Source organism: Limnothrix redekei LRLZ20PSL1, from assembly GCF_043235035.1.
In the GTDB taxonomy this organism is placed as follows: domain Bacteria; phylum Cyanobacteriota; class Cyanobacteriia; order CACIAM-69d; family CACIAM-69d; genus CACIAM-69d.
On sequence record NZ_JAZAQF010000090.1, the window covers coordinates 38482 to 59743 of the forward strand.

Below are 21262 nucleotides of genomic sequence, written 5' to 3' on the forward strand. Positions count from 1 at the left end.
AGAACTAGAACTACCTCAGGTTTTCGGTTGCCAGGAGCGATCGACCGGAGGCCATTGGGAAACTATAGGAAAACGGGATCTGGGGAGATGCTTGACTGGGGCTTGATTTGGGCGCTGGGTTTTTTGGGGAGTTTTGGTCACTGTGCAGGCATGTGTGGGCCTTTGGCGGTGGCCTTTGCCCTGTCGGGAGACCCTCGAACCCTGCCGCAAGCAGGAGCCAAAACCTGGTGGCAGTTGGGCCGCTTCCATCTGTTGCTGAATTTGGGGCGAATTTTCAGCTATGCCGTGGCGGGCGGGGCGATCGGGAGTTTGGGATCTCTGCTGGTGGCGGGCGGACAACTGACGGGGATTGATAGCCCCCTGCGCCAAAGCCTGAGCGTCCTGACGGGGTTGATGTTGATTTGGTTTGGCCTTGCCCAAGTGCGACCCCAATGGTTGCCCCGCTTGCCTCTCTGGCATCCCCTGGCCCGGGGGCCCCAGCGCGATCGCCTCGAAAAAACCATGCTCACCATTGCTGGCCAAACCTGTTGGTGGATGCCGTTGGCCGTGGGGCTGGTTTGGGGGCTAATTCCCTGTGGATTTTTGTATGCGGCCCAGATTAAGGCAGCGGAAACGGGCAGCGCGATCGGGGGCAGCCTGACCATGTTGGTTTTTGGGCTGGGAACCTTGCCCACCATGGTTTTAACGGGCGCTTGGGCTGGCTCCATTGGCCAAGATCGACGCAGCCAACTCTTTCGGATGGCCGGTTGGGTGACGATCGCGATCGGGCTGTTAACCCTGGGTCGCACCAGCGCCATGCAAGATCTGACGGGCTATGGTTCCTTGGTGCTGCTGAGTTTATCCCTGATCGCCCGGCCCATCAGTCGGTTGTGGGCGGCCCCCCTGCGCTATCGTCGGGCGGTCGGGGTGGGCGCTTGGTTGTTGGCCCTGGCCCATACGGGCCACATGCTCGATCACTCCCTGGATTGGGATTGGGAGGCGGTGGGCTTTTTGCACCCTCGCCAGCAGGTGGGGATTTGGGCCGGTGTGGGGGCGATCGGGCTGCTAACGTTGTTGGCCCTCACCAGTTTCGATCGAGCTATGCGCTGGTTAGGCTCCCACTGGCGCACCTTACACCTGGCGGCCATTCCGGCCCTGGTAGCGATCGGGATGCACATGACCCTGGCGGGTGGGCCAACCATGATCGGGGATGGGGGATCGGTTTGGCGGCGGGCGATGGGGGTTGGCTGTGGGCTAGCTCTGGTTTTGTTGATGCGGGTGCGTTGGTTTTGGCAACTGTGGGGCCTGGGTGCGCTCTATCACGGCGTGGCCGGTGCGTCTGCGTCCCTGACCGCCGCCCCATCCCAGGATTTCACTAGCTCCAGCGATCGGGTCTGATAGCCCAAAGATTGATAAAGGGCGATCGCCGCTTGGTTACTGGCTCCCACTTGCAGCCCCAGGCGATCGCAACCGGCCTGTTTGGCCTGCTGTTCCGCTTGATGCAGCAGGGATCGAGCCAAACCACGCCGCCGTTCCGTCGGTTGCACATAGAGCCAAAGCAGTTGGGCCCGTCGTTGGCCAGTTTCCGGGTCGATCGCCCAGCCCAACCACAGACCCGCAACCCAAAATTGACCGCTAGATTGACCGTCGCTGGCTTGAGCCGTGGCCGCTTCCACCCACCACAGTTGCCCATCGGCCGTCCAGAGTCGATCGACCAACAGGGCGATCGACTCTGGGTCTGGACTCAGGGGCATTAGCTCCCGGTAGGTGGCCGCCAAGCCCGCCAACAATTGGGGGCGATCGGCCCGGCTTCCCCGCCGTAATCGATAGCCTGTGGGTAACTGATTGGATTGTTGCCCCATCCCAGGCTCCGGCCCTGGGTCGGATGGCTGATTCATGGCGGCATTAGCCCGCAGACTCTAACCTGCAGGCTACAAACTGGCAGAAAGATCCAAATCGGGCGCAGACCCTTGCACCAAAGCAGACAGGGAAGGCGGCAACGGTGCAGAGGGCGTAGTTTGTTGAGCAATGGGGGAAGGGAAGTCGATCGCCCCGATCGGTGCGGGCGCGGCCAAATCATTGGGCAAGAAGATCCGCGCACTCACGGCGATCAATGCCACCGCGAAGATCAACACCACCAGGAATGGAGCCACATACTGCCGGAAAAACGCCATCACCGACCTCTCTAATTTTGATAACGTTCTGTAATATTTCTTGGCACTTATTTTGACAGAAAACCCGCCCAATCCCGCATTGGGTTTCTCAGAATTTCTCGCGAAAATTTTTCGGCGGCATTTCCCGTGAGCATTTCCCGCAGATATTTCTACCAGCGACCTCATCCATGGGCCATGGGCTAGACCTGGGCTGAATGCCGTTGCAACGGCATAGACGATCTGAAACCGACGATCTGAAACCGACGATCTGAAACCGACGATCCAAAACCAACGATCCAACCCAATTGCTATGGATGCAGCCACCCCTCGATCGCCCCTGTTAGCTTGCCAAGGCGCAACCCAAGGCGGTCGATCGCCCTTGGGGCCCATTACGGGGGCGATCGAACCCGGAGAGCGACTGTTGATTGTGGGGGCACAGGCCCCGGAGATTTTGCGCTGGTGGGTGCGGCTGTCGGAGCCAACGGCTGGCGATGTGCTGGTTCAGGGACAGCGGGTGCAAACGCTGGATCCCGTTGCCCTGCGGCGGCGGGTGGCTTGGGTGGCTCCTCGATCGACCTTGCTGGCTCCGACGGTGGCGGCAACCCTCGCCTATCCTCTGGCGTTGCTGGGCCAAGACTCCCGGGCGATCGAGCCGGCTATTCAGGAAACCTGCGATCGCTTTGGGATTCCCACCAGTTGGTTAACCCGCCAAGCCTTTCAACTGACCGCTGCCGAGCAACATTGGGTGGCGATCGCTCGGGCTAGTTTGCTGCAACCGTTGGTGTTGCTGTTGGGCGATGGGTTTGAGGGCTTGACCACGGAACAGAGCGATCGCCTGCAAAACTTGCTGCAAAATCAAGCATTCAGCTCCCAAACCACCGCAGTTGTTTGCACTGCCACCACGATCGCCGGCCTGAGAGCTGCCCCGATCGCCACCCGCTGTTGGGTGCTAACGCAAGGGCAACTGACGACCGATCGGCCGGCTTCCGAAATGGACTGGGCTGCTCTGGAAAAACAATTCCCCTCGGTTAATCAGGCCGGCCTTGATTCCGGCCTTCCCGATCCCGAAGCTGATTGGTTTTGAAGTGGTTTGGCTATGCTCTGCAAGTGGCCCTGCATGGCCTGTGTCGCCATCGGGCCCGTGGCATTTCAATCGGCTGGCAAGACGACACGCGGAGCCAATAGCGGCCCCGCCTCTCCCGTTGTTAGGGCCCCAACTCCCAACAACCGACCGGACTGATCCAAAACACGGGCGATCGGGTCGGTTTGCTCCTGCTTGAGGGATTCGCCGCATTGCGGTGTTGGGGGACATTCCGCGAGGGCGATCGCTTGGCCAAAAAACCAGCGCTTCACGGCCTCTTCCGCCAAGGTCACCGTGGGCAGATGGGTCAAGCCCAAGGCTGGGTCGATCGGTTGCCACCCTTGCCCGATCGCCGCTTCCAATTGCTCCAGCGTCAGGCTGTTTTCCAAAGTGAAGCCACCGCTGGCCGTTCGTTTCAAATGAGCCAACGTGCCCCCCACGCCCAAGGCCGTGCCCAGATCTCGGGCGATCGAGCGGATATAGGTTCCGGGGCCACAGTCGATGGTTAAGTCCAACTCCGGTTCGGTTCCCGGTCGCCAAGCCTCGATCGTGATTCGATCGACCTGCACTTGTCGCTCCGGCACTTCCACGGTCTTGCCTTGCCGCGCTAAATCGTAGAGCCGCTGCCCATCCACCTGAATGGCGCTGTATTGGGGTGGAATTTGTCGAATTGGGCCAATGAATTGCGATATTTGGCTGGAAATGGCTTCTAAGGTAAGGCTGGTTAAGGCCTCGGGCGATCGCGCCGTCAGCACTTTCCCTTCCAGGTCGTCGGTGGTGGTGGTGATGCCAAGGCGCACCGTGGCTGCGTAGGATTTGGCCCCCGGCAAAAATTGCAACAGGCGGGTGGCGGGCCCCAGGGCGATCGGCAACACCCCGATCGCGGCCGGATCCAACGTGCCCCCATGGCCCGTCCGTTTGCACCGCGTCAGTCGCCGTACTTTGGCTACGCAATCGTGGGATGTGAAGCCCGCCGGTTTGCACAAGTTCAAAAATCCACAAACCATCGCCTAATTGCACCTACTAGAGCGCCTGCTTTAATTCGCGGGGTCAAAATCGCGGAGCTAATCGTCTTAACAAGGGGCTTAAGCCCCTTGCTGCCTAACGATTGGGTGGCGGTAACAGTTTTTGATTTAGCCCATCGAAATCAGCCTGTCACGCCACTACAGGGGGCAAACACCTGATTTCCAATTTCTGGTTTTTTGGTTCTAATTCTTGCTAATGCTGGATTGCTGCTAGCGTTCTGTCTTGCCAGATGTGGGCCAAGGGCGGCAGTTCCAGCCAGCCTCAGACACGCAAAGGGGTAGAGATGCAGCCCACATCTCCACCCCCTGTGATTGCAGCCTGCGCCCACCGCGATCGCCCGAGAACGACCTTGAACGCAAACCAAATTTCATGGGTTTCTGGTCTCTGAAGGAACGGCCCTAGGCGGCCATTCCCTGAATGATGTAGTCGAAGTAAGGCTCGGTGGCGGCAGCATCTTCGGTGCTCAGAAGGCCCAAGGAGGCTTCCTTGAGGCAACGCAAGGCTTCCACCATCCCCGGCAGCGGGACACCCAAGGAGTTGTACATTTCGCGTGCGCCCACCAGACCAATGGTTTCGATCGGTTCCTTGTCGCCCGCCAACACGCCGTAGGTTACCAGTCGCAGATACCAGCCATAGTCCCGAAGGCACTGGTTCCGCTCCCGTTGACCATAGGCATTGCCGCCGGGAGCAATAAAGTCCGGACGACGTTGCCACAGCTTGCGGCTGGCTTCTTGCACAATCTTTTTCTCACTGTCGGCCAGCGTTTGGGCAATCCGAATACGCTGCTCGCCGGTTTTTAAAAATTCCGAGATGCTCTTAAGCTCGCCACTGCTAGGGTAGCGAAGCTCGTCGTCGGCTTTCAGAATGACTTGGCTAACTACGCTCATAATATCGAGAGTATCGGAATATCGTTTCCACTCTACCAAAGTTTTTTCGCGGCAAAACCTTCGGGCTAATTGACCCCTGATTGGGGCGATTGCCCGGGGCTGGAATGAGCCGAGACTCCTTAGCAAAAATGGGGTCAACCCATGGCCCAGTCGGTTTTCGCCGATCGGGAAATCGTTGGCTTGGGTTTACTTAGCGGCGATCGATTCAAAGGGCTGTTGCTGATCCCAGATCCTCCACAAAAAGCCTTGGTCGGGGGTGTCAATCGGTGGCAACTTTGGTGAAGATTTGTAACAGATACCCTGAAGCCTGTTTCAGGTTTGGCGACGACCGCCAGGGACTGGGCCAGGAGTGGCCAGGATCGGAAAGATTCAGGCCAGACCAAATAAGAATGGACAGCAGAGACGGGAGGAAATTTTGCTGGAATTGCATTGTCATACGACATTTTCCGATGGCACGCTAACTCCGACGGAGTTAGTGGCGGCGGCGATCGAGGCGGGGGTGCGGGCCCTGGCCATTACAGATCACGACACCTGCGCTGGTTGGGATGAAGCGATCGAGGCGGCGGGCGATCGGCTCGAAATTGTGCCGGGGTTGGAACTGAGCGTGGTTCACAACGGGCGATCGCTCCATATCTTGGGGTTTTATCCCGATCGTGATCGGATTCATGAACCGCTGGCGGTGCGCTTGGCCGGCCGTCGCCAGCGGGCCCAACGAATGGCGGAAAAGCTGGCGGAGTTGGGCTACCCGATCGAGCTGCCAGAATTACCAGGCAATATGGCTCCTGGCCGACCGCACATCGCCCAAGCGCTGGTGGCGGCGGGCCATGTCACGTCGGCCCAGGAAGCATTTACCCGATTTTTGGGGGATGATCGCCCGGCCCATGTGCAATACGACAAATTTTCGATCGTGGAGGGCATGAACCTGCTCCGATCGGCTGGGGCCGTGCCCGTTTGGGCCCATCCTTACCTGTTTCGTGGGGGCAATGTGGAAGACACCTTGCCGGAACTGGTGGCGGCGGGGCTGTTGGGCTTGGAGGTTTATCATCCCAACCACAGCCTGACGGAACAGAAGCGCCTTTTGGAACTGTGCGATCGCTATGGATTGTTGGCCACGGGCGGCAGTGACTACCACGGCCCCGCCCCGAGTACCAAGGCTGAACGCCGCGACAGCTTAAATCAATTTCAATTGCCCCTGGCCTTGCTCGATCGCCTAAAGCAGGTCAAGGCTACCTTGGAAATGGAAACCGATTATTGATTGGGCAGCCACCCAAACCCGATCGATCCCAAAATCGCCACCCCAAAGATCAATCGATAGATCACAAAAACCCAAGTGTTTTGGGTCTGCAAAAACTTCAGTAACCAAGCGATCGCCGCATAGGACGACACCGCCGACACCACAACACCCACCGTCAGTGACAACCCCGCGCCGGCCGGCAACCCTTCTTTCAAAACACCCACCAGTTCCACCAATCCCGCCAGGGTAATGGCGGGAATGCCCAGCAGAAAGGAGAAACGCGCCGCCGCTGCCCGATCGATGCCGGACAACAGGCCCGCCGTCAGGGTTGATCCCGATCGCGAGACCCCGGGAATCAGGGCCAGGGCTTGGGCTGCCCCTAAAATTAATCCATCGTTTAGACCCAGGGCGTTGTAGTGGCGGTGGCGGCTGCCGGTCACTTCCGCCAAACCCAGCAGCAGGGCCATGACGATCGAGGCGATCGCGATCGCCCCCAAGCTCCGTAGCGGGGAATTGTCAAAATCGGGGATGAATTGCTTAATTGCCAAGCCGCCAGCCACAATGGGCAACGTCCCCAGACCAATGCCAAGGGCAATCCGAAACTGCCGATCGCCCCAATCCTTGCGGGAAATGGCTTGGGCTGACCCGATCGCCAGGGCCGTTAAATCTGCCCAAAAATAAGTCAGCACCGCCGCGATGCTCCCCAGTTGGATCACCGCCGTGTAGGCCACGCCCGGATCGCCCCAACCGAGCACCACGGGCACAACCTTCAAGTGGGCCGTGCTGCTGATCGGTAAAAACTCCGTCAGCCCCTGCACCAGCCCCAGGCCGATCGCCTCCAGCCAGCTCACGCCATCACTCACCGAAACCGTTGGGTCAGCCGCTTGGGCCGCAGCCCCCAAGCCCACCAGCCAAACCCCCAGCCCCATCCCGGCCCACCAGCGGTAAACCCGCTTGATTTGACTCTGCCCTTTGCTGCTTGATCGCCCTTGCTGTGAATTACCCATCGTTAAACCTGATTGGCCCCAACCATGCCTGAAAATGCTCAGCACCTTCAACCACTGTTCTGAATTTCTTCTGAATTTCTAAGGACTGATTCTAAGGACTGAATACGATGTCCTTGATTCGCAATCCGCCTTCCTTGCCATGCTACCCAACGGCGTTCCTCCGCCATCATCCCAATCGCGGCTGATATTGTGGCTGATTTTGCCGCATCCCGAAAACCAACCGCTATCGGTGATGCACCGTGGGGGCTATGGTATGTTAAGAAAACTAAAGATAAAAATTAATAAACCTAACCAAAGTCGCAGGTTTTCTCATTTTGGTTGCCTATCCCTCCTCTGCCAGCGCCATTACGCCGTTTCGTCGATCGGCTGGCCCCGGTCGTTTAATGTCCGCGAATCTGGCGGCGGATGCCTTGGCTAGTGATTGCCCTGATGAGACAACCCTAAGTCCCCCTGCCCCGCCGACTGAGAGCCAATCGCCCGTTGCCCTGGGTTGGATGTTTGTGGCGGGGTTGTTCTTGGTGTCGGGCCCCGTGTTTGTAGAAGCCCCCTTGGTGCGATCGTTCCCTATCCTTTCCACTGCCCTCACCCTGGTTTGGAGCTTGTTGGGGGCCCGGTGGCTGGAGTCACCCAAGTGGCGGGTTTGGGGCGACCTGTTGGTGGGGTTTAGCTGGAGTTGGCTGGCGGGTTCGCTCTATTGGGGCTGGTTGCGTTGGGAACCCACAGTCCACCTGCCCATGGAGGCGATCGCCCTGCCCCTGGCGCTAATCTCCGTGCGATCGAGCTGGGGACGCATTGGCAGTCTGTTCTATCTCGGCTCCTTGTTGGGAACCGCCATCACCGATAGCTACTTCTATTGCGTGGATTTGATGCCCGCCTGGCGCGAGGCGATCGCCGCCGAAAGTGCCGATCTTCACACCGTTGCGCCGATCCTGCACGGAGCCTTGGCCAAAATGCATACCCCCTTTGGCCTGGGCTGGGCCGTGTTGTTGGCGGGTACGTTGCTGTTTGCTGGTCTGGGCGCGGGTTGGTGGGCCAAGCGATCCCAGGATGCTGGCTGGATGGTGTTCAGTGCGGCCCTGTTGGGCACTCTCTTTGTCGATGGCCTATTCTGGCTGAGTGCCCTGTTTGCCTAATTTGCCTAATCGGCCCCATTGGCCCCAACCGTGGCGTGGCCCAAAATTTGCACAGGCCGTACGGAGGAGCTGTCAATGGCGGTGTATATTGTGCCGGACTAAAACAACACCTAGTCCTCCGGGACTTTCACCTGTGCGCGCGTGGTTACGCTCCAGCCCTGTCCGCATTTAATTCTGAGAACCGAATCCGGCAGCCGGTACTTACCCCTTGTCGGTAGCGCTTGCTGGACGATCGGTCGTAGCCCAGACAATGATTTTGTGCTGGGCGATCCTTGGATCTCGCGCAACCACGCCATGCTCCAGTGCATGGAGGATGGCGCGTTCTATTTGATTGATCTGGGAAGTCGCAATGGCTCCTTCGTGAATGGTCGCCGGGTGAGTATTCCCGTCACCCTGCAAAGCGGCGATCGCCTGACCTTTGGCCAAACGGAACTGGATTTTTATGCGCCCGCCCACGATCGGGACTACAGCACCAGCGATAGCTTTGAATTTTCTGTGACTGCAACGCTCCATGTGCGACGGCTGATCACGATTTTGGTAGCTGATATTCGAAATTTCACGGGGCTGACCCGACAAACGGACGAAAAAGTCCTCTCGGAGGCGATCGGGACTTGGTTTCGCCAAGCGGGCAACATCATCCGTGAATCCGGCAGTTGGGTGGATAAATATATCGGCGATGCTGTGATGGCCGTGTGGATTCACGGGGAACAGGAAGTGAGTCCCCGGGAAGTGCTGCAAATTTTTGAGGCGGTCAATGCGCTGCAAAAAATGACCCGAGACTTGCATTTGCACTATCCCCTGCCTTTCCCGTTGCGAATTGGCACCGGGGCCAACACGGGCTATGCCATGGTTGGCAACACCGGCAGCAACGATCGCCCTGATTACACCGCCCTGGGCGACACGGTGAACGCCGCCTTTCGGCTAGAGTCTTGCACCAAGGAATTGCAACTGGACGTGGCGATCGGGAAAACCACCTATCAGTACCTCTGTGCCTTGAATAGTTCTGCCTGCGAGGTTTTCCAGGAATATCGCGTAAACCTCAAGGGCTATGACACCGAAAGCGTCACCTACGCCGCTACCTACGACAATCTCGATCGGTTTTTAACCGCCCACCATCGATCCCTGGAACTGGATTTTTAAAATTTAACTTGATTAAAATCCAAATTAAAATTCAACCCAGTGTCTTCCTTAACCCAAGTTTGGTCCAACTGGCGAATTGAGATGAAGACAAGGGCCTCGTGGAAAATCCTGGGGCCGATCGTTCTTGATCAAAATTCAAAACTTTGATTTCACCCGTTTTTGAAGGTTGAATCCGGTTGAATTGGAATCTTGGCTTAAGATAGCTCAATGGCGAGACTTGTTCAGTTGTCAGCAGCTTAAAAGGTTGAAAATCTCCGTCAACTCCTGGGGATGGAATGTCGGTGCAATCCTATGGGCGTAAACGGGATTGCTCAGCACGACCCTAACCATAATTTTAGGCTTCTGTTGCTATAGTGGAATGAAATTTTGTTGGATTTTGCATCCAAGCAATGGGACAAAGAATCGACTATTGGCAATTGTTACTGGCTTGAGTCACTGATTTCTTTCAAACAGCGATCCAAAAAACAACCATAGGGAATGATCATTCCTGGAGTTTTTGATGAACGTCCTGCTGCTATATCCTCTTTTTCCGAAAAGCTTTTGGTCTTTTGAGAAAACCCTAGCCTTGCTCGATCGCAAGGCAATGCTCCCACCCTTGGGATTGGTGACGGTGGCGGCGCTTTTGCCCCAAAGTTGGAATTTTAAGTTGGTGGATTGTAATGTCCGTGACATCACCGAAGCGGAGTGGGATTGGGCTGATTTGGTGATTTTGTCGGCGATGATTGTGCAAAAAGATGATTTGCTCGATCGAATCAGAGCCGCAAAACAACGGGGCAAACGAGTTGCCGTGGGTGGCCCCTATGCCACGGCCCTGCCGCAGGAAGTGAGCGACGTGGGGGCCGATTATCTGATTTTGGACGAAGGGGAAATCACCCTGCCCCTGTTTGTGGAGGCGATCGAACGAGGCGAGCTAGCAGGCACTTTCCGCTCCAACGGGGTGAAGCCCGACGTAACCGAAACGCCCATTCCGCGCTTCGACCTGTTGGAATTTGATGCTTATGCGGAAATGTCGGTGCAATTTTCGCGAGGCTGCCCGTTCCAGTGCGAATTCTGCGACATTATTGTGCTCTATGGTCGCAAGCCCCGCACCAAAACGCCTCAACAACTTCTGCGGGAATTGGACTACCTGTATGAGTTGGGATGGCGGCGCAGCATCTTCATGGTGGATGACAACTTCATTGGCAACAAACGCAATGTGAAACTATTCCTAAAAGAGTTGTTACCTTGGATGGTGGAGCATCAATATCCCTTCTCCTTTGCCACGGAAGCTTCGGTGGACTTGGCTCAGGATCAAGAACTGATGGATATGATGGTGCAGTGCAATTTTGGGGCCGTATTCTTGGGCATTGAAACGCCCGATGAGGAGAGCCTGACCCTGACCCAAAAGCATCAAAATACCCGAGATTCCTTGAGTGAGGCGGTGATAGCCATTGCCCGATCGGGTCTGCGGGTGATGGCCGGTTTTATCATCGGTTTTGATGGCGAAAAAGCCGGTGCGGGCGCAAGAATTGTGCAATTTGTGGAAAAAACAGCAATTCCCACCGCCCTGTTCAGTATGCTGCAAGCCTTGCCGGATACGGCGCTTTGGCATCGATTGGAGCGGGAGGGGCGGCTGCGCAGCAAGTCGGCCAACATCAACCAAACCACATTGATGAACTTTGTACCCACGCGCCCCCTCGAAGACATTGCGCGGGAATATGTGGCAGCTTTCTATGAACTCTACGATCCGGAACGGTTTTTAGATCGGGTTTATCGCCACTTCCGCTTGCTGGGGCAAGCGACCTATCCCAAAAAGGGCAAGGGATCGCGCAAACCTATTAACTGGGTGACGGTTCGGGCGCTGCTGACCATTTGTTGGCGGCAGGGGCTGCTGCGCAAAACGCGCTGGCAGTTCTGGCGCAACCTGTGGAACATGTGGCGGCATAACCCCGGTGGCATCAGCAGCTATTTATCAGTCTGCGCCCAAATTGAACATTTCTTGGAATATCGCGAAATTGTGCGATCGGAAATTGAAGAGCAAGTGCAGCAGTTTTTGGCGGAGGAATTGCGCCTGAAGAATGGTCAACGGGCGGAAGCGATGGTTTAGGGATCGAGAGCCTGTTGGGCCTAAGGGTGGCAGCCAAGAATGGGCGATCGCACGCCCAAAATCTATGCAACAATTAGCTCTCGACTGGCTCTCGCCCGTTTGTCTGTTTGCGAGCAATAGCGAAAAAGGTTGGTGGGGCTTCCATCAGCCCGGTCGCAGGTGGCTCGAAACTTGAGATACTGGTGATATTATTCGACTTTTTCACCAGCGAAGGCCGTTGCTCGGTCTCGTTGCCCATGGGTAACTGAGAGTCAAGCGCGATCGCGTTGGTGGTTCCGCCATGATTTGCTGTGTCTTGTAAGGAGGTACCGGTTCTCATGAAACGGTTTGTTCGCCTGGTATTTGCGATCGCCCTGGTCGCGCTCACGTGGATTGGCGCGGGCTATCCTCAGGCTGCATGGGCTGAAGCATCTTTAAACAATGCCGATGCCAAGTTGGCGACGGAATTTGGCAAAAAAATTGATTTGAACAATACCAATATCAGCAACTTCAAGGCTTACCGGGGTTTGTACCCGACGTTGGCGCAAAAGATTATTGCGAATGCGCCCTACAGTGCGCCGGAAGAGGTGCTGAAGATTGGCGGCTTGAGCGATCGGCAACAGAGCCTTTTACAGGATTACTTGGATGCGGGCACCTTCACGGTGACGGAACAAGATCCGATCTTCAATGAAGGGGATCACCGCATTAACGATGGCGTTTACAAATAACGTTAGATTGCCCTTGATTGGCTTCAATGGCTAATCAAAGGGCTAATCCAGGGTTCCGGTAATCGTAATATTGCCACTGGAGCCGATGATAGTGATTCACCCCGCCCGATGATCGGCTTTGCCGGTTTGATTGCTCCATCGGGTCTGGGGCCCCACACTCGGAATTCCCGTATCCGGAATCCGTGAACTAGATTATTAAAGGCGATTGCGCAGCGGCAGTTTAGCTCCCGGCGCGATCGCCTTTTGCTTAAATCTGGTTGAATCTCGTTAGGTCTCGGGCCGTGATCCGAGAAATGCAGCGTCTGTTGCGGTTTGGCGGCGGTGATCGCTGGCTGTGGCGCTTTTGCTTGGCAACCCCACGATTTTTAGCTTTCTGTGCGCAATGATGAGTGACCCTTTGCCGGCTGTGGAAATTGAGCGCCCAACGGTCGATCGCTTTGATGTGATCGTGGTGGGTTGTGGGGCGGCGGGGTTATATTCAGCCCTCTGTTTACCGGCTGAGTTGTCGGTGGCGGTGGTGACCAAGGCCACAGTGTCGCGATCGGCGAGTGATTGGGCCCAAGGGGGGCTGGCGGCGGTGACGGCTCCCGATGATTCGGTGGCGTTGCATGTGGCCGACACGCTGGCGGCGGGGGCGGGCCTGTGCGATCGGGTGGCGGTGGAATTTTTGGTGGCGGAAGCGCCGGCCTGCGTGGCGCAGTTGGTGGAACTGGGGGTGGCGTTCGATCGCGATCAGGGACAGTTGGCCGTCACCCTGGAGGCGGCTCACTCCCGACGGCGGGTGCTCCATGCGGCGGATGCGACGGGGCGAGCGGTGGTGAGTGCCTTGGTGGCGCGAGTGTTGGAGCGATCGAACATTACGGTGCTGTCGGAAACCCTGGCGGTTGACCTGTGGCTGACCCCCGATCGACAAAGCTGCCAGGGAATTGCCTGCTTGCAGGAAGGGCAATTGCGGTGGCTGGCAGCCGGAGCCACGATTTTGGCCACGGGCGGCGGCGGCCAGGTTTTTGCCCACACCACCAATCCCAGCGTTAGCACGGGCGACGGTGTGGCCATGGCCTATCGCGCTGGGGTCGTGCTGCGCGATTTGGAATTTGTGCAGTTTCACCCCACGGCCTTAGATATTCCTGGTGCACCGCATTTTCTAATCAGCGAAGCGGTGCGGGGCGAGGGGGCCCACTTGGTGGATGACCAAGGGCGGCGGTTTACCTTTGATTTTCATGAGGCGGGAGAACTGGCCCCGCGTGATGCGGTCAGTCGGGCCGTCTATTCCCACTTGCAACGGCATGGGGGCGATCGGGTCTGGTTGGACTTACAACCCATTCCTGAGGCGCGAATTTTGCACCGGTTTCCCAATATCTTGAAGGCCTGTCGTGATTGGGGCATCGATCCGCTGCGGGAACCGATTCCCGTTTCGCCCGCAGCCCACTATTGGATGGGGGGCATTGCGACCGATCGAGCCAATTGCACCTCCTTAGGGGGGCTATACGCCGTGGGCGAAACCGCCAGCACCGGGGTGCATGGGGCCAATCGCTTGGCCAGTAATTCCTTGCTGGAATGCATTGTGTTTGGGGCCCAGTTCCGAAACTTGACCGTGGCAAAAGGGTCGATACTGCCGATCGAGCGGTGCTTGTCGCTGCCGACCATCGCCTTTGAGCCATCGCCGGACTTGGCGCACTGGCGAAATTATTTGCCCAAGCTGGTTTGGAGTGCGGCGGGCATTTGTCGCAAATCATCTACCCTGATCGACGCGATCGCCCAGTTGCAAGCGGCCCAATCCACCCTGCGCAACTTGCCGATTCAACAACTGTTGACCCAATTGCGACCAGGCGAAACCTGCCAAATTTTGGACGATCGCGCAATCTCGGCGGTACATCAGTGGGTGGAAACACGCAACTTGCTGGATGTGGCCACCTCGTTGCTGGAGAGTGCCCTGTTCCGAACGGAAAGTCGCGGCGGCCACTATCGAGTGGATCACCCCAATGCGGATCCAGCTTGGGCTTGTCACACGCTGTTGCAGGGGAACAAACGCTGGATTTCCCAATCGGGCTTGGGCGATCGCACCAGTCCCCCTTGGGCTTGATTGTTCGATCGCCTTATGGCAACTTAGCTCAGGAGTTGGGCGATCGCCTGGCGGTACTCACTCTTTTGCTTCACGCCGCGAAACTCCGCTGCCTTTGCCTTGTTGTGGAAAATCATCACCGTTGGTGTTCCGGTTACCCCCGCCCCTTCGGCAATTTGCGGCTCATCCTTCACATCCACCTCCACAAAGTGGATTTGCCCCTCAAATTCATCCACCACCTTATCCAGCATGGGCTTCAGGATGTGGCAAGGGCCGCAATCGGGGGCAACGAACTTCACCACCAAGGGGCGATCGGTCTCGTGGTAAAGCTTGCGAACCGCGTAGCCGCCAAAGTGGCGTGTGGCTTGTGGATTGAAAGTTTCTTCCGTATCCGCCACGATCGGCTTGTCTTCGGCCACGGAAGCTGCCGTTGGCTCGGTGCTGTCGCGTTTCACCTCCTGGGCCAAGCCCTGAGCCGAAAGCCACCGTTCCGCCAACAGGGCCGCCGCGCAACCGGTTCCGGCCGCCGTGATTGCTTGCCGATATTCATGATCTTGCACATCACCGGCCGCAAACACACCTTCCACGCTGGTTTCCACGCTGTGGGGACGGGTTTTGATATAGCCCACCTCGTCTAGGTCAAGCTGCCCCACAAATAGATCGGTGTTGGGTTTGTGCCCGATCGCGTAGAACAAACCACGGGCGGCGATCGTTGATTCTTCGCCGGTTTGCTGGTGCTGGACTCGTAGGCCGGTCATGCCCGTTTCGTTCCCCACCACATCGATCGCGGTGGTGTGCCAATGAACCGTAATCTTAGCGTTGGCCAACACCCGGTCTTGCATGGCCTTGCTGGCCCGCATTTTGTCCGATCGCACCAACAAATGTACCCGCGAGCCATATTTTGTCAGGTACATCGCTTCTTCGGCGGCCGAGTCGCCCCCACCAATCACCACCAACTCGGCGTTTTGGAACATGGGCATGGCTCCATCACAAATGGCGCAGGCGGAAATGCCCCGGTTCCAAAATTCCGTTTCGCTGGGCAGCCCCAGCCGCTTGGCCGTGGCTCCGGTGGCGATGATGACGCTGTGGGCCCGCAATTCCCGATCGGTCGATCGCACCACAAAGGGCCGCTGGCTCAAGTCCACAAAGGTGACATCTTCCGTCACCACCTCCGTGCCCCACCGTTCCGCCTGGGCGCGCATCCGATCCATCAATTGCGGGCCCGTGATGCCCTCCGGAAAGCCGGGGAAATTTTCCACTTCCGTGGTGGTCATCAGTTGACCACCGGGCAGGCCGCCCGCCTGGAAGCCCGCAAACATAAAAGGTTTCAAGTTGGCACGAGCGGCATAGATGGCAGCCGTGTAACCGGCGGGGCCGGAACCGATGATCACGACATTTTCAACGGTGTTGGGTGCAGAAGCGGCGCTGGTCATGGATGCTTTATCTAAACTCATACCGACTATGAATAAAATAACATAGTCAGAATTCCGTTGCCATCCCAGCAATTGATTCAGCAGTTCAGGCATTCGTTCAGGTATTGATTCACCCTTGCCCCGTTGCTTCAAGGCAGGAAGGATGTCACCCTAAAATCAATGTGATGGTGTGGTGTGCGTGGTGAGTAACGTTCCTGCGTTTAATCTAACGGAGCAATTTCCGCAAATTCGCGACGAAGTGAATGCGGCGGTCTTGGAGGTTTTGGCTTCCGGTAAATACATTGGCGGCACGGCGATCGAGTCCTTTGAGCAGGATTTTGCCCGCTATGTGGGTACGGAATTCTGTGTGGCCTGTAATTCCGGAACCGATGCTCTGTATTTGGCGTTGCGGGCCCTGGGCGTTGGCCCGGGGGATGAGGTGATTGTGCCGCCTTTCACCTTCATTGCCACCACGGAAACCGTGAGCGCAGTGGGCGCGGTTCCGGTGTTTGTGGATGTGGACGCGGAGACCTTTAACCTGGATCTGGATGCGGTGGAGCGGGCGATCGGGCCGCGCACCAAAGCGATTATTCCCGTACACCTGTTTGGCCAGCCGGTGAATATGGATCGGCTGATGACGATCGCCCGGGCCAGCAATCTGTGGGTGATTGAAGATTGTGCCCAAGCCACGGGAGCAAAGTGGGGCGATCGACGGGTGGGCAGCATTGGCCACGTGGGTTGCTTTAGTTTCTATCCCACCAAAAATTTGGGCGCTTGCGGTGATGGCGGGGCCATGACCGTGAACGATCCTCAACTGGCGGCGGATTTGCGGATGTTGCGGGAGCATGGCCAGCGCCAACGCTACTACCACGAGGTGATCGGGGTGAATAGTCGCCTCGATGCCATTCAGGCGGTGATTCTGCAAATTAAGTTGCGATCGCTCGATCGGTGGAACCAACAGCGCACCGCGATCGCCCAGCGCTATCAACAGGGTCTCGCCGGTTTGCCGGGCCTGCGTTTGCCCCAGGCGATCGCTGGCGGAACCAGTGTTTGGAATCAATACACGATCCAAGTGGGCGAGGGCAGCGCCGGCCCAGAACTGCGCGATCGGTTGCGGCAAGCCCTGCAAGATCGCGGTGTGGGGACAGCGGTTTACTATCCTCTGCCGCTGCACCTACAAGCGGTCTACGCCAACTTGGGCTATCAGCCGGGATCTTTGCCCGTTTCCGAGCAATTGGGCCATTGTGTCTTGTCCTTGCCCATGTTCCCAGAGCTGACCCCAGAGCAACAGGATCGCGTCATCAACAACCTGCGAGAGGTGTTGGCCGCTGTTCCTTTGCCGACGAACTGTGTTGGGGTTTAGGGCAAGCGATTAACCAATGCATTGATTGACAAACCCATTGATTGACAAGCGCATTGATTGGCAAATAAATGGATGAATGGGTGAGTGAATAATCGGTGAATTGATGAATTAAGGACTGTGAATGAGTTGTGAACGAGTCGCGAATTAATGATTGGCGGATTGATTTTGGGCCCGTCGAAGGGCCCAGCGGCGCATTGCCCAAATACCCAGCCCGAACAGTAACCAATAGGGGGTGTAGGCCAACAGCCATAGGGTGATTTGCAAGAGGCCGATCGTGACTTGACCCACCGATTGTGTCGCCTTACCCCAGGTTTCTGCCAACTGGGCCGTAATGGGGTTGGCATCGGCCAAGCCAGCCACGCTCTGTTCGATCGTTAAGTTCACGGTGGAATAGGCCACGCGGGTGCGCAGATTCTTCAGTTGGGCTTCAATTTGCTCAATCTGTTGGCGAGTTTGGCTGACCTGTTGATTCACCGCCAAGATGTCGCGCACGGAGCCAGATTTTTGCAGCAAGGCGAGCAAGCTGTCTTCGGTGCGGCGCAAGTTGCGTAACCGGGCATCAGCATCCACCAGTTGATCGGTCACGTCTTCCGCTTGCATGGCTCGGTTTTGCAGGTAACCCAATTGGGTGACGGCGGCTACGGCGCGATCGAGTTGATTGGCGGGAACCCGAAACTGTAATTCTGCGATCCGGCTGGTGTCGGTGCGGCGATCGTTGAGGCTAATCACATCGCCCTGATTTTCCTTGACGATCGCTTGGGTGGCTTCAAGGGCTTTGGTAACCGAATCTGCCTTCAGGGCTAGGGTGACGGTTTTGATCAGTTGCGGTTGGGCGATCGGGCTGGGGGGCGACTGCGCATTAGCCGCCAAATCGCTATCGTTGGGGGCTAGTGCCTGGCGCTCTTGGCCGCCCGCTGCGGGAGCCATGGCCTCAGGCATGGGTGCTGCGGCTTTGTTGGCCATGCTGCCCCCGCCACAGCCGGTTAACGCAACGCCCAACAGGAGGGCCCACAGGGGCGATCGACTGTTACGGGTCGCTTGGGGAAGATTTACCAGCACCAACGATCGAGCCATGGAAGTTGCCTGCTCTGTGTGTTTCAGACTTTGGAGTTCAAACTTGTTGTGCTTCCGACGGTTTCAGCGATTAATCAACCAATTAATCAACCAATTACAGATTAACCAGTGACAAATCAACCGGTGACCAATCAACCCATCAATCAACAAATTTGGGAAGTCGATTTTTATCGTCGGCCCATGACCGACACCGCAGGGCAACCCCTTTGGGAATTAGTCCTGTGCGATCGGGCCCAAACGTTTGTGTTTCGAGATGTTTGCCCCCAAAGCTCGATCGACACCAATTGGTTAACGGAGCGGCTGGTGGCGGCTATGGGTGACAATGCTACCCCGCCCGATCGGCTCTGTGTGTTTCGGCCCCAATCCCTGAGTTTGGTGGAAGCGGCGGCTTCGCGGTTGGGTTGGCCCGTGACCGCCACACGCCGCACCCAGGCGCTGAAGAATTGGTTGCAAAAACGGGCGATCGAGTCCCCCCTGCTCGACCCGGCCACCGGTCAGCCCTACGATCCCTTGGCGATCGATTCGCCGCCACCTTTGCCCCTGGCGGACTCGCTATGGGGGGATTCTTGGGGGTTTGCCAGTTTGTCGGCGGAGGTGTTGGCTCGGCAGTTAGCCCAGCGGCCAATCCCCTACGGCGATCGCCCTTCGGAATTATTTCCCGATCGCCTGGGATTGTCTGCCAAGGCTCCCATTCCCGGGGTTGTGGTGAACGGTGGGCGGCGATCGCGTGCGTTGGCCCAATGGCTCAATGGTGTGCAGCCCGTTGCCCTCAGCTTCGTGCCCGGCGAGCCGGATGGGGTAATCTTGGAAGCCGGCCTGTGCGATCGATGGATTTTAGCCACCAGCCAAGATCCGGAATTACGCCAAGCTGGCCTCGCTTTTGAGTCTCGTAAGGCTACTGTGCGCCATCTGCACTTCCTGCTTATTCAACCGGATAATTCCGGGATGACCTATACGGGGCTTTGGTTTTTGCAACCTGCCTGAGCTGGTCACTGCTGAGCGGTGGCGAGGGACTGGCTTTCCGGATCGTTCAGTTTTGCTCAATTTCAATTGTGTTCAATCGTGTTTGATCAAATGCGCTTACTCAAACACGCTTAATCAAGCAAACTTGTTCAAACGCGCTCGATCGCCTTCGATCATGCTCGATCGGCTTAGTGTAACTAGCTGTGCCCGATCGGCTCTTTCCGTTGCGCAATATTGTTTTGTAACATTTTCTTCAAAATTCCTTACACTATTTATTATTTATTTTACGAAACTCAATTTTTGTTTGCTTTGCTTCAAATTTAATTAATCTTTTTCATAAAAATATATTCAACTTTGTGGACGTTACGGAAGGTAAGTCTCTAGGATCTAAAAAGCAATTTGGATTGACATAATTCATCAATTTCCAATTGCCTCATTTCCATTCTTCAACACGGATTCATTTACAAATGACTGCAACGATCACCCGTCAAGGTGGTAGCAGTTGGGATCGCTTCTGCGATTGGATCACCAGCACCAACAACCGGATCTATGTCGGTTGGTTTGGTGTGTTGATGATCCCCAACCTGCTGACCGCAACCATCTGCTACATCATCGCCTTCATCGGCGCTCCCCCGGTTGACATCGACGGCATCCGCGAACCCGTGGCTGGTTCGCTGCTGTACGGGAACAACATCATCTCTGGTGCTGTGATCCCCTCGTCGAACGCCATCGGTTTGCACTTCTACCCCATCTGGGAAGCTGCTTCCTTGGATGAGTGGCTGTATAACGGCGGCCCCTATCAGTTGGTGGTGTTCCACTTCCTGATTGGCATCTTCTGCTACATGGGTCGTCAGTGGGAACTGAGCTACCGCCTCGGTATGCGTCCTTGGATCTGCGTGGCTTACAGCGCTCCTGTGGCTGCTGCAACCTCCGTGTTCCTGATCTACCCGATCGGTCAAGGTTCGTTCTCTGACGGTATGCCTTTGGGCATCTCGGGCACCTTCAACTTCATGTTGGTGTTCCAAGCTGAGCACAACATTCTGATGCACCCCTTCCACATGTTGGGCGTTGCTGGTGTGTTCGGTGGCTCGCTGTTCTCGGCAATGCACGGTTCCTTGGTGACCAGCTCGCTGGTGCGTGAAACCTCGGAAGTGGAAAGCCAAAACTACGGCTACAAGTTCGGTCAAGAGGAAGAAACCTACAACATCGTTGCAGCCCACGGCTACTTCGGTCGTTTGATCTTCCAATACGCTTCGTTTAACAACAGCCGCTCGCTGCACTTCTTCTTGGGTGCTTGGCCGGTTGTGGGTATCTGGTTCACTGCACTGGGTATCTCGACGATGGCGTTCAACCTGAACGGCTTCAACTTCAACCAATCGGTTGTTGATTCGCAAGGTCACGTGATCAACACCTGGGCTGATGTGATCAACCGCGCCAACCTGGGTATGGAAGTGATGCACGAGCGTAATGCTCACAACTTCCCGCTGGATCTGGCTGCTGGCGCTGAAGCTCCGGTTGCCCTGCAAGCTCCGGCAATCAACGGCTAAACCTGCCTTGGCTCGATCAAGCGATCGAGCCTGCAACACAACTGAATCTTGCTGGAAAGGGGAGTGGTTTTGCTACTCCCCTTTTGATTGGTTTGGGGAGTGTTTTGGGAATGCTGAGCTTGGTTGGATGATTGCGGATTGCATCTCTAGATCTGCGTGGATGCATAGGTAAAGCTGATCGTCTTGATCGAGGCCTGAAAACCGTTGATAGATGGTTCAATCGGGCGATCGCTCCTTGGGATCGCTCCTTGGGATAGCCCTTGAAAAATTTAGGATGACCCCAACAATTGAGCTAAAAAGCGCCTCAAATCGAAGATAGGAGCCTGAATTGCACAAATTAACTGCAAATCGGAATCCTGAGTGCTCCAACAGCTTCTGAACCAGTCTGATAAGATCGTGGCAGTTGGA

18 protein-coding genes are annotated in these 21262 nt (G+C 56.6%); 11 read left to right on the forward strand and 7 right to left on the reverse strand.

Annotation, left to right across the window (positions count from 1 at the left end):
- The first annotated feature begins 87 nt into the window (after positions 1-87).
- Positions 88-1377: an urease accessory protein UreH domain-containing protein gene (locus VPK24_RS17425; protein ID WP_393015285.1), complete on the forward strand. Its 1290-nt coding sequence runs from the start codon at positions 88-90 to the stop codon at positions 1375-1377.
- Here VPK24_RS17425 and VPK24_RS17430 read toward each other — a convergent pair.
- Together VPK24_RS17430 and VPK24_RS17435 are read right to left on the reverse strand one after the other, a co-directional pair.
- Complete coding sequence (locus VPK24_RS17430; protein WP_393015287.1) at positions 1299-1841, reverse strand: GNAT family N-acetyltransferase; 543 nt, start codon at positions 1839-1841, stop codon at positions 1299-1301. The two genes, VPK24_RS17425 and VPK24_RS17430, sit on opposite strands and share 79 nt — an antisense overlap.
- Positions 1842-1910: 69 nt before the next feature.
- Complete coding sequence (locus tag VPK24_RS17435; RefSeq protein WP_099531800.1) at positions 1911-2153, reverse strand: hypothetical protein; 243 nt, start codon at positions 2151-2153, stop codon at positions 1911-1913.
- Between the two features lie 289 nt (positions 2154-2442).
- Between VPK24_RS17435 and VPK24_RS17440 the strand changes: the two genes are divergently transcribed.
- A complete protein-coding gene (locus VPK24_RS17440) occupies positions 2443-3216 on the forward strand; it encodes an ATP-binding cassette domain-containing protein (protein ID WP_393015289.1) in 774 nt (257 codons plus the stop codon).
- Between the two features lie 65 nt (positions 3217-3281).
- Here VPK24_RS17440 and truB read toward each other — a convergent pair whose 3' ends face one another.
- Together truB and VPK24_RS17450 are read right to left on the reverse strand one after the other, a co-directional pair.
- Positions 3282-4220, reverse strand: coding sequence for a tRNA pseudouridine(55) synthase TruB (truB, locus tag VPK24_RS17445; protein ID WP_393015291.1), 939 nt, complete (start codon positions 4218-4220; stop codon positions 3282-3284).
- Positions 4221-4637: 417 nt separating this feature from the next.
- The gene (locus VPK24_RS17450) at positions 4638-5126 is read right to left on the reverse strand and encodes an allophycocyanin (RefSeq protein ID WP_393015293.1); all 489 of its coding nucleotides are present in this window, start codon (positions 5124-5126) and stop codon (positions 4638-4640) included.
- Between the two features lie 415 nt (positions 5127-5541).
- Between VPK24_RS17450 and VPK24_RS17455 the strand changes: the two genes are divergently transcribed.
- The gene (locus VPK24_RS17455; RefSeq protein WP_393015295.1) at positions 5542-6381 is read left to right on the forward strand and encodes a PHP domain-containing protein; all 840 of its coding nucleotides are present in this window, start codon (positions 5542-5544) and stop codon (positions 6379-6381) included.
- Here the strand turns inward: VPK24_RS17455 and VPK24_RS17460 are convergent.
- A complete protein-coding gene (locus VPK24_RS17460) occupies positions 6375-7289 on the reverse strand; it encodes an undecaprenyl-diphosphate phosphatase (protein ID WP_393015356.1) in 915 nt (304 codons plus the stop codon). The two genes, VPK24_RS17455 and VPK24_RS17460, sit on opposite strands and share 7 nt — an antisense overlap.
- Before the next feature lie 392 nt (positions 7290-7681).
- Here VPK24_RS17460 and VPK24_RS17465 point away from each other — a divergent pair, with 392 nt between their 5' ends.
- The 5 genes from VPK24_RS17465 to nadB all read left to right on the forward strand — a co-directional run bounded on the left by VPK24_RS17465 (position 7682) and on the right by nadB (position 14516).
- A complete protein-coding gene (locus VPK24_RS17465) occupies positions 7682-8500 on the forward strand; it encodes a DUF3120 domain-containing protein (protein ID WP_393015297.1) in 819 nt (272 codons plus the stop codon).
- A 141-nt stretch (positions 8501-8641) separates the two neighbouring features.
- Positions 8642-9640: an FHA domain-containing protein gene (locus VPK24_RS17470; RefSeq protein WP_393015299.1), complete on the forward strand. Its 999-nt coding sequence runs from the start codon at positions 8642-8644 to the stop codon at positions 9638-9640.
- A gap of 499 nt (positions 9641-10139) precedes the next feature.
- A complete protein-coding gene (locus VPK24_RS17475) occupies positions 10140-11726 on the forward strand; it encodes a B12-binding domain-containing radical SAM protein (protein WP_393015301.1) in 1587 nt (528 codons plus the stop codon).
- A 317-nt stretch (positions 11727-12043) separates the two neighbouring features.
- Complete coding sequence (psbU, locus tag VPK24_RS17480) at positions 12044-12433, forward strand: photosystem II complex extrinsic protein PsbU (protein WP_393015302.1); 390 nt, start codon at positions 12044-12046, stop codon at positions 12431-12433.
- 382 nt (positions 12434-12815) lie between these two features.
- On the forward strand, positions 12816-14516 hold the full coding sequence (gene nadB, locus VPK24_RS17485) for an L-aspartate oxidase (protein ID WP_393015304.1): 1701 nt from the start codon (positions 12816-12818) through the stop codon (positions 14514-14516).
- 23 nt (positions 14517-14539) lie between these two features.
- Here the strand turns inward: nadB and trxB are convergent, their stop codons facing one another.
- Positions 14540-15949 carry a thioredoxin-disulfide reductase gene (gene trxB, locus VPK24_RS17490; RefSeq protein WP_393015306.1) on the reverse strand — a complete coding sequence of 470 codons (1410 nt, stop codon included), beginning with the start codon at positions 15947-15949 and terminating at the stop codon, positions 14540-14542.
- 148 nt (positions 15950-16097) lie between these two features.
- On the opposite strand from trxB, the gene VPK24_RS17495 reads away from it, so the two are divergent.
- Entirely contained in the window at positions 16098-17270 is a 1173-nt protein-coding gene (locus VPK24_RS17495; protein WP_393015308.1) for a DegT/DnrJ/EryC1/StrS family aminotransferase, read from the forward strand.
- 144 nt (positions 17271-17414) lie between these two features.
- Here VPK24_RS17495 and VPK24_RS17500 read toward each other — a convergent pair whose 3' ends face one another.
- Positions 17415-18344, reverse strand: a complete 930-nt coding sequence (locus VPK24_RS17500; protein ID WP_393015310.1) for a DUF4349 domain-containing protein — start codon at positions 18342-18344, stop codon at positions 17415-17417.
- A gap of 123 nt (positions 18345-18467) precedes the next feature.
- Here VPK24_RS17500 and VPK24_RS17505 point away from each other — a divergent pair, with 123 nt between their 5' ends.
- A complete protein-coding gene (locus VPK24_RS17505) occupies positions 18468-19328 on the forward strand; it encodes a Tab2 family RNA-binding protein (RefSeq protein ID WP_393015358.1) in 861 nt (286 codons plus the stop codon).
- A gap of 446 nt (positions 19329-19774) precedes the next feature.
- Entirely contained in the window at positions 19775-20854 is a 1080-nt protein-coding gene (psbA, locus tag VPK24_RS17510; RefSeq protein ID WP_099531814.1) for a photosystem II q(b) protein, read from the forward strand.
- The last annotated feature ends 408 nt before the right edge of the window (positions 20855-21262 follow it).

What these genes read in the sequence shown, in the direction of transcription:
- psbU (WP_393015302.1), top strand. Translation starts at nt 12,044, where the DNA reads ATGAAACGGTTTGTTCGCCTGGTATTTGCGATCGCCCTGGTCGCGCTC.
- psbA (WP_099531814.1), top strand. Translation starts at nt 19,775, where the DNA reads ATGACTGCAACGATCACCCGTCAAGGTGGTAGCAGTTGGGATCGCTTC.
- VPK24_RS17460 (WP_393015356.1), bottom strand. Translation starts at nt 7,289, where the DNA reads ATGGGGCTGGGGGTTTGGCTGGTGGGCTTGGGGGCTGCGGCCCAAGCG.
- nadB (WP_393015304.1), top strand. Translation starts at nt 12,816, where the DNA reads ATGATGAGTGACCCTTTGCCGGCTGTGGAAATTGAGCGCCCAACGGTC.
- VPK24_RS17475 (WP_393015301.1), top strand. Translation starts at nt 10,140, where the DNA reads ATGAACGTCCTGCTGCTATATCCTCTTTTTCCGAAAAGCTTTTGGTCT.
- VPK24_RS17500 (WP_393015310.1), bottom strand. Translation starts at nt 18,344, where the DNA reads ATGGCTCGATCGTTGGTGCTGGTAAATCTTCCCCAAGCGACCCGTAAC.
- VPK24_RS17425 (WP_393015285.1), top strand. Translation starts at nt 88, where the DNA reads ATGCTTGACTGGGGCTTGATTTGGGCGCTGGGTTTTTTGGGGAGTTTT.
- truB (WP_393015291.1), bottom strand. Translation starts at nt 4,220, where the DNA reads ATGGTTTGTGGATTTTTGAACTTGTGCAAACCGGCGGGCTTCACATCC.
- VPK24_RS17450 (WP_393015293.1), bottom strand. Translation starts at nt 5,126, where the DNA reads ATGAGCGTAGTTAGCCAAGTCATTCTGAAAGCCGACGACGAGCTTCGC.
- VPK24_RS17430 (WP_393015287.1), bottom strand. Translation starts at nt 1,841, where the DNA reads ATGGGGCAACAATCCAATCAGTTACCCACAGGCTATCGATTACGGCGG.
- VPK24_RS17440 (WP_393015289.1), top strand. Translation starts at nt 2,443, where the DNA reads ATGGATGCAGCCACCCCTCGATCGCCCCTGTTAGCTTGCCAAGGCGCA.
- trxB (WP_393015306.1), bottom strand. Translation starts at nt 15,949, where the DNA reads ATGAGTTTAGATAAAGCATCCATGACCAGCGCCGCTTCTGCACCCAAC.
- VPK24_RS17435 (WP_099531800.1), bottom strand. Translation starts at nt 2,153, where the DNA reads ATGGCGTTTTTCCGGCAGTATGTGGCTCCATTCCTGGTGGTGTTGATC.